This window comes from Aporhodopirellula sallentina SM41, assembly GCF_000346505.1.
Lineage (GTDB): Bacteria > Planctomycetota > Planctomycetia > Pirellulales > Pirellulaceae > Rhodopirellula > Rhodopirellula sallentina.
This window is the reverse complement of sequence record NZ_ANOH01000228.1, coordinates 86,124-92,994: the sequence shown is the minus strand read 5'-3', so window position 1 is coordinate 92,994 and position 6,871 is coordinate 86,124. Positions and strand designations below refer to the sequence as shown.

Annotated in this window: 7 protein-coding genes; 2 read left to right on the top strand and 5 right to left on the bottom strand. The window is 56.8% G+C overall.

The window, feature by feature from the left end:
• The coding region (locus tag RSSM_RS33775; RefSeq protein WP_044302696.1) for a hypothetical protein at positions 1–291 on the top strand (291 nt) is incomplete at its 5' end.
• 2 nt (positions 292–293) lie between these two features.
• Positions 294–563, top strand: a complete 270-nt coding sequence (locus RSSM_RS15865) for an amphi-Trp domain-containing protein (RefSeq protein ID WP_008680698.1) — start codon at positions 294–296, stop codon at positions 561–563.
• Between the two features lie 3 nt (positions 564–566).
• On the opposite strand, the gene RSSM_RS15860 is transcribed toward RSSM_RS15865, so the two are convergent.
• The 5 genes from RSSM_RS15860 to RSSM_RS15835 all read right to left on the bottom strand — a co-directional run bounded on the left by RSSM_RS15860 (position 567) and on the right by RSSM_RS15835 (position 6,722).
• The gene (locus tag RSSM_RS15860; protein ID WP_008680696.1) at positions 567–2,087 is read right to left on the bottom strand and encodes a glycosyl hydrolase family 28 protein; all 1,521 of its coding nucleotides are present in this window, start codon (positions 2,085–2,087) and stop codon (positions 567–569) included.
• 38 nt (positions 2,088–2,125) lie between these two features.
• The gene (locus RSSM_RS15855; RefSeq protein ID WP_008680694.1) at positions 2,126–2,806 is read right to left on the bottom strand and encodes a class I SAM-dependent methyltransferase; all 681 of its coding nucleotides are present in this window, start codon (positions 2,804–2,806) and stop codon (positions 2,126–2,128) included.
• Positions 2,807–2,811: 5 nt separating this feature from the next.
• The gene (locus RSSM_RS15850; RefSeq protein WP_081613802.1) at positions 2,812–3,840 is read right to left on the bottom strand and encodes an NAD-dependent epimerase/dehydratase family protein; all 1,029 of its coding nucleotides are present in this window, start codon (positions 3,838–3,840) and stop codon (positions 2,812–2,814) included.
• A 500-nt stretch (positions 3,841–4,340) separates the two neighbouring features.
• Positions 4,341–6,308 (bottom strand): BBP7 family outer membrane beta-barrel protein, encoded by a 1,968-nt coding sequence (locus RSSM_RS15840; RefSeq protein ID WP_236621179.1) that lies wholly within the window; start codon positions 6,306–6,308, stop codon positions 4,341–4,343.
• Positions 6,309–6,494: 186 nt separating this feature from the next.
• Positions 6,495–6,722 carry an FmdB family zinc ribbon protein gene (locus RSSM_RS15835; RefSeq protein ID WP_008680677.1) on the bottom strand — a complete coding sequence of 76 codons (228 nt, stop codon included), beginning with the start codon at positions 6,720–6,722 and terminating at the stop codon, positions 6,495–6,497.
• Between the last annotated feature and the right edge of the window lie 149 nt (positions 6,723–6,871).

Here is a 6,871-nt window from a genome sequence, read left to right as displayed (position 1 = left end):
CGCAATGTTCATCGGGCTGGAATCTCGGCAATTTTGCACGGGCATCGCAATTTGCACCACGGGCAGCGTCTTTCGTTTCGCAGGTCACAAATCAATTTCGAGTGCGACACGAGTCTCGACCGGCATACGCGTCGTGTTGAAAACGTGAACGGTCGGGGTGCCTCGGTCACAATCATCGAACCGGCTGGACGCATCCTTGGCGTCAGTTCAGACTTTCCCAAGATGAAGGTTTTCGAGCCGCGTCAAACCCTCAACGCACTCATCGATTCCAAATACCGCGAAGGAAAATAAGAGTGAAACAGAGCACTCGATTTCGACACGAGTCTTTGCAAGATTCCGATTCCGTACAAACCCTGCTTCAAGCCCTCAACGACGGGATAGCCAAGGGGAAGATTGTCCTCGAAGACGAAGACGGAACAATGGTGATCAAACCCAAGGGGCTCGCCAATTTGAAAATTTCGGCATCCCAGGACGAGAAGAAAAACCGTCTCTACATCCGGCTGACCTGGTACGAAAGCACCGACCCGGTTCGTGAGAAGCAACTCAAGATCTCGTCGAAGTAGTCGCTATGGTTCTACAATCAAATTCTCAACGCATCGACTGATGTTGATCTGGTTACGCGAGAGCGGAGTGCTGTTGAGAAGCACGTTTTCAAACAAGATGTTTTCAATTCGGTCTCGATCGGAAGCCAGAGTTTGCTCGGCGAGGTCGCACGTTAACTCGATGTCGAGCGGGACGCCGGTTGCTGCAATGTCGCGGAAAAAGACGTTTTGGATTTGTCCGCGAGCGTCGTCGCGACTCCACATCGATTGGCCAATCCACAACGAGATCAGTTTCTCGCTCTCTTCGATCCGGATGTTTTCGAACTGCACGTCGCTGACCTTTGCCGCGTCGGTGTGAAAGATTCGCAACGTCCACTCCCGGCCGCGGTCGTGAATCACATCACAATCGGCGAACAGCACGTTGGTGATGTCCTCGCGAATTTCCGCGCCAATACTGAGTGCGTGGGCAACCTGATTCCACAACACACATCGCTTGACCAGGATTCGGTTGGCGACGCCTTGCCCCTTGTCGGTTTTGATAACAACGAGATCGTCGAGCGTTCTGAGAAAACAATCCTCGACCGTCACGTCACGGCTGTTGCAGATGTCAATTCCGTCGGAGTTCGCGCGGTAGGAAATCATCTTGACGTCGTGAACCCAAACCCGATCCGATCGCCGTATTGGCATGTTCCATGTGCTCGCATCGAGGAAGGTCACTCCCGAGACGGTGATATCAGATCCATTGACGAGCAACAGGTCGCGAGCATGAGTTGGGCAGGCACTCGCGTCGATCACCCCACGGCCGCGAAGATGGATGTTCTTGCCGCGAAGTTCAATCGACGGGGCGTAGCGGCGAAGACCGGTGTCGGGGTTAGTGGTGAAGGCCTCGTCGGGATCGACGACCGTTCGCACGATTGCGCCGCCGGCGATGTAGAGTGTTTGATTGTCATGGACGACAAGGCGGCTGACCTCGTGCGTGCCTGGACCGAAGTAGATTACGTTGGGATCATTCGGATCAGGAATGTTGGTTTCGACGTCGTTCGCGAACAGGTGCAAAGAACGCGTGGTTTCGCCGTTGATTTCAATGGTGAGTTTCGACGCGGACGAGAGCGAGAAGGAAACCGTCTGCCCCTGAATGTTGGGCTCAACGCCTGCCGAAGTCGGAAGGATCTTTGCAGACGTGACCGAATCGGAGATGGTCACCTCCACGGTGACTGCCCCGGAGAAGTCGAACGAAGCGAAAGCTGCTGTGTCGAAATACTTTGCGGAGTTTGGTTTGTCGTCCATCGCCTTCCAACGCATCTGCGCGTTTTCCGAGGCGACCTTTGCGGCGAACACGGGGACATCGCGTCCGTTGACCTTGACTCGGTATGCGGTGTTGATGGTCGCCCCTTCGGGCGCCGGGGGAACCGTGGTTTTGCCTGCTGTTTGAACGACCGCGGCGGGATCATCCGCGTGAACGTTAGGCACGTTCCATGCCACCGTGAATCCGATCCAAACGATGAATGCCTGGCATGATGCCAATGCGGTGTGTTGAGTTTGCATGGGCTTCGCCGCGGCGTCTGTATTGATCGAGCGTGCCGTTATGGCAAACGGCGGAAGGTAAACACGTGGTTGTTCATGTTGAAATGAAGATAGGGCAACCCGTGCAACCGCGTCGCGAATGAACGGTTGTGGTGGGCGACCGCCGATTCGAATTCGAGCTTGTATTGTTGGCTCAGTTCCATCGGTGAGACGCGGAAATTCTTTGGCAGCAGGACGATCAACTTGCCGCCCGGTTCAAGGTGTTCTGAGGCACCTTTGAAGAGATCTTGAACGAAGTTATTCGACGTGCACCACTGCTGGTCTTGAGATTCAAAAGCACCTTCGTAGAGAGGCGGGTAACTCATGATGTAGTCGAAACGCTCGTCCTCGACTTCCGCATACATGTTGCTTTGTTTGATCGTTACGTTTTCGATGTTGTGCGTCTGGCAATTCTGCCTCGTGTTCTCGATCGCTCGCGGGCTGATGTCGATCGCGGTGACGTGTTTGCTTTTGAGAGCGGCAAACACCGTGATGACACCGGATCCACAACCGACGTCCAAAACTCGTTTGTCCGCTTCGATAAAATCGATTAGATGGTGTTCGCTATCGAGCGGCTTGTAGACGCCAGGCAGCACGCGCAGCTTGAGACCGTCGAGCGTAATGTTGGGTAGGATTCTGGCTACCATCCCACAGTACGGATAATACAACGCAAAGAGCGACCTTTGAACGATCGGAGGCATGGCAGTTAACCTGCCTTGCGACTTGCCGCAGGACTGATCAGGCCTTCGCTAGCCGCCCAGTCCAACGCTGTTTTGATTCCGTCGCGAAAATCCGTTTTGGGCTCATAGCCGAGTTTTTGCTGTGCCTTTGCGATAGAGAAATCGAGGTTGAGACACAGGAACTTGATGCGAGCATTTGTCAGCAGCGGTGCTTCGGTTGCTCCACGCAGTTTTGCGAAGCCTTCGATGAAGCCGACGGCACTGCGAGCCAGCCACTCGGGCACCTTCTTCGGCATCGGCAACCCCATGTAGTCGGCGATCGCACCGACGAATTCTTCACGAGATACCAGACGCGAGTCGCGAATGTTGAACGTTTCGCCGATCGCTTCCTCTTTCTCAAGAGCCAACATGATCCCGTCGACGAGATTGCCGGCGTAGGTGTTGTTGAGCATCTTCTGGCCGTCGCCAATCAACTTCATTTGTCCGGCTGCGAGCCGTTCGATGATGCGCGGCACGACGTGACGATCCCCCGGACCGTAGATGAAGCCGGGCCGAATGATGGTGGCGGGAAATTGATCTGCTTTGATCGTTTTGTTGAGGAGGACTTCGGCTTCCGCTTTCGTCGCGGTGTATCCATCCAACCCGGTCAGATCCGGCGGTGTGGTTTCGTCGGTGCCGTAGTGATGGGTTGCCGCGTAGACTCCGAGGGAACTGATTTGGACCCATCGTTTGAGCTGGCCGTACTTGCGGGCGGCGATCAGCATCGCTTCCAACGCAACCACATTGATCGCACGAAACTTCTCTGCCGGGCCCCAGTCGCCGACGTGGGCGGCCGTGTTGACCACGTAGTCGACTCCTTCGAGTGCGGCCGGCAAGGACTCGGGATCGGCGAGATCTGCCTCGAAAAGTTCCACATCGAGGCCTTCGAACGCGGCCCGGTTGCTGGTCGGGCGGACCATGGCGCGGACCGTGTATCCTTCTTCGAGTGCGCGGGCCATCAGCAAACTGCCGACCATTCCCGTCGCTCCTGTGATCAGTAGTCTCCCCTGTGGCATTCTTCTCTCGATCTATTCAGTTGGCGTTCGAAATTCGTGAAACGACGCTTACTTTAATAGCAGAGCAACGAAGGAAGAATAGACCCACTGACTTTCCGGGCGGTTTTGCCGCGTCGAGTCGGGATCCGAGACGCCAAAATGTGTTCCCCGCCCATCGTTTTCGCAGAAAGACGTGTTTCCGCGAAAAAACGCCGAAGATCACGGCGTCGGGGCCGCTCGGCAGGTGGTCGCCCGTACCGAGTCCGCCGACCGCACACGTCTGGTCGAGAGCATTTCGGAATTCGACCTGTCCGATCCACACAGCTGGATTCGGCTGAATTCAGACTCCTGAATCGTCTGGCGACATCGGTTAGCGGTGCGTCAGCAAAGTTTTGGGTAGCGAAACTCGCCGAGAGCTACGGAAGAGCCCGTGAATCACCAAAAGTCTTGGCGATTTTCGATACGGCCTCAACCCGTAATTCATGATCGTGACGCATCACGAGATCTTTTTGGGAAACGCCTTAGTAGACGTGCCGGATTCCGAAGTGGATGCCCTGCATGAAGAACGTGTCGTCGACGAGCGTGGTGCGGGGCGTGTCGCTGGTGTTGACCGGATCCATCACGCCTGACAACCGAACGGCATCCGTCATCGCGATGATGTTGTATCCGAAGGTGACGTCGAAGCGTGGGTATTTGTGCCAACCGATCGACATGTCAAATTCGGGGACCCAACCGAACGTGCTGTTTTCGAAGGAACCGCTGTTGGTGTCGTTGATCAGCAATCCGGTGTCGAGCACGCTCGACGGAGGCGTGTCGGTCGTGATGACCGAACTGCCGCGGCGGACGGCGGAACGACGGACTTGGCCGAAGCCGAGTTTGCCGAGCCAATCGAAGCTCCAGCAACCTTCGCGGTACCGACCGGCCATGCCGATTTGGCCACCATGAAATTCGTTGTGTGCCTCGAACATGTCCGTTGTCGACAAGTTGGAACCGATCGCGTCTGGGAACGGGTCCTGCGTTTTGGTGCTCGAGGTCGACAATGTCAGGTCTTCCTCTAGCCGCATGTATTGATAGCCATAAAAGATGTCAAACGTGGTGCCGAGTCCGCCTGTCCAAAACTGGCGAACAGAGATGTCACCGCCGAACACGTTGCTGCTCGCCGAAGCACTCACCGATCCGAAGCGGCCAAAGTCTTCATCCGAATCGGGGAACGCGATCAGTGCCGCGTTGGCCGCGTCTGCCGTTGTCAGCGGGACGGCTAAGATGCCACCGCTGTTGATTTCCTCTCGAGCACTAAACGCGTCATCGGATTCTGTTGACGTCCATCCGCGAAACACGAGGCTGCGACTTTGGCAGTTGTCCAACCACGTTCCCAGTGTCACGCGTCCACCGGCAGTCATGTCTTTGAAGAAATTCTCGCCACCAAAAAGTGTGGTTGCGTCGGGCAGTTCGCCGGCGACGTCACCGCTGGTTCCGGCTGGACTGGTGGTGACCAAAGACGGGATCAAGTCACCGTCACGGAACAGCAGCAGCAATTCAACCGAGCCGAACCATCTGCACGGATCGAAGCACAATGATGCGTTGCTGTGCCCACCGTAGTGTCCGCAACTGTCGCATCCGTCGTCACAATATCCGTCGCAACCGCCGTACAACCCGTCGCAGCTATCGCAACCGACGCCTCCGCATCCGTCGCACGCGACTACGTAACTGTCGTCCCACTGCTCTCCGGTCCAACCGCTGGTACCTGACCCGACTACTTGGGCGTGGACGGCATCGGTCAATGGTTGATGGATTAATGTCTCGCGTTGCCGGGTGGTGACACGGGGGCGAGTTCCGTTTGGATTGAGTTGTCGGCCGATCACCCGACGGGTTTGTGGTGAATGCAGCGTCGGAGTCGAGTCGTTGTTGCCCGATGGCCTTTCGAACGACGCCGCTTGAACGAGCGGTCCGCCGACACGTCCGGTGGACTGCGAGACCGAGTCTTCCGAGCCGACCTGGCTCAATCGAATCGCCCGCGGATCGCGGACCTCTCGCAGTTTGGGACTTGTCGCGACTCGCGTTTCAGCCGCGTCGGATTGGTCGCCACCGGATGCCGGATGTACCCGTGCGCCGGCCCGACGAGCGAGCGAGGGCAGTGGTTGGAGGACGACCGGTTCGACCAGTTGGTTTTCGCCCGCGAGATCATTGGTTGTTTCGTAGGTTTCCTCCGTCACCGCAGGAACGGACGAAGAACGGTATCCCCTCGTTGTCGGTGCTGGAGGAGGAGTCGACGGGCCGCCGCTCGGATTGTAGGTGCCCCGATCGGGCGCCTTCGTGCGGACCTGGGCCGAGGTAACGTTGGGGACCGAAATGGCAACGCACAACGTGATTCCCAGCGTCACGGCGCATCGCAACTCGGGTTGAGGTCGAAACGCCGGTCGCGAGAGGGATCGCCAGACACCGGGGCCCCATACACGCCAAACGAGTTTTTGATCGGATTGATGGTTCATCGCAGAGTTCATTCAACCTGGTCCATTCCATTGCAGTGCGGCGTGCCTCGATCGGGCGAGCCAAGAGCGTCCGCGCAAAATAAACGCCCAATACGAGTATCGGGCGTGATGATCAGAACGGTTGAGCAAATCTGGTAAACTTTGCCGGTTAAGCCGTCTCTTCCGGATAGGCCGGCTTTTTGCTGCCTAAATTTGGCATCCGCCGCCGCAACAGCGTGGCTGGTCGCATGCTTCCGCGGCTCTGCCACCGCTGACAGGCAGCGAATTTGCCATCGCGGGAGCGGCCGGAACGCTTAATTGGCGTTCGATTTGGTCGTTGCCGCAATCGGGGCAGGACGGTTGTTCGTTCGGATTCCGAACGAGAATTTCCTTGGTTTCACGACAGCGATCACATTGATATTCGTACAGTGGCATGGGAGACATCCTGCGAGTCGAGAGTCGATAGAATCGGATTGGACATTCTATTGCAAACGTCTACAATGACCAGCGTTGGCCCGCCCAGGTGCGCCATAATCCCGCCTAACCCCCTTTCCCACCTCACCGGGCCGATTTTGGACCGAATC